The sequence below is a fragment of the Candidatus Infernicultor aquiphilus genome (genome assembly GCF_002784285.1).
Lineage (GTDB): Bacteria > Atribacterota > Phoenicimicrobiia > Phoenicimicrobiales > Phoenicimicrobiaceae > Infernicultor > Infernicultor aquiphilus.
The window spans coordinates 1-1,059 of sequence record NZ_PFKO01000196.1; the positions used below are offsets into that span (position 1 = coordinate 1).

At 38.8% G+C, this 1,059-nt stretch carries 1 protein-coding gene; it reads right to left on the reverse strand.

Going from position 1 to position 1,059, the window contains the following annotated elements; translation table 11 throughout:
* Nucleotides 1-246 precede the first annotated feature (246 nt).
* On the reverse strand, nucleotides 247-852 hold the full coding sequence (locus COZ07_RS05210; RefSeq protein ID WP_406607522.1) for a hypothetical protein: 606 nt from the start codon (nucleotides 850-852) through the stop codon (nucleotides 247-249).
* Nucleotides 853-1,059: the final 207 nt, after the last annotated feature.

Sequence of the window (1,059 nt, forward strand, 5' to 3'; positions counted from 1 at the left end):
GTAATGAGACATACATTCTGCATAAATTCTTCCAATATGAAATCTAAAGATAGAAAAATAAATGGGCGCTGTCCCTATTATTAAAACACTTATAAGGCCCCCTCTTTTCAAGGTCAAAGTTCTCCCGTGAGCGAACGAAGTTCGCTGGAGATGGAGCGATGACCGAAAGGCATACTTGTATCCTGACTTCATATCAAGCTGCTGGTGGAAAACGTGTCTGCACTACACTAACGGTTTGCTCTTGCGTTAATGGGTGGGAATAAATTCACCAGTACGTGTATTCACAACGCCGCCGCCTGCGTCTTGGTAAAATGTACCGGTTCTCGGATCAGTATATCCTGCACCAGTACGTGGCATTGCATTTCCGGTAAAAGGATCAAGAAGTAATTGAGGGTTCTTTTCATATACTCCACCAGTATGTGGCATTGTATTTCCGGTAAAAGGATTATGAAGTAATTGAGGGTTCTTTTTATATCCTCCACCAGTACGTGGCATTGTATTTACGGTAAAAGGATTAAGAAGTAATTGGGGGCTCTTTTCGGTTTGCTTGGGTGGATCCGGGTAATCTAATAAGTTATTTAAAACGCTTGTATCGTTTCTTTCTTTTCTTATACTTCTCAAAAACTCAAACGCCATAATACTCGCTGCCAAATCGGCTTCATCGTTAATTTTTTTGTTCGATTTATTGCTCTCTGTAGTAGTATATTGTTTTGTTGATACTGACGAAGCACTACACGGTAATTGACTAATGATTATTGAGCCGTCATGATTTTCACACATGTATACTGTTCCAGCTTGTGAATCGCTCACAATCGTTACTAGTAATAATGTGATAATTATCGATTTAATCATAATCATCTCCTTTGAGGCAGTGCAAAGATTAAATGATAGCTATCCGCCTTTTAAAGGCGTATCAGAAAGATACCTTAGAACAAGACGTTTGTCTATAACTTATATTTAATGGCAATGAGCTTGCCTTTTACTAGAATGCCGTCCATACGGCAGGAAAACGCTGACTTTTGTATAAGACATTCAGCTTTATTTATCAAAGGTTAGCTT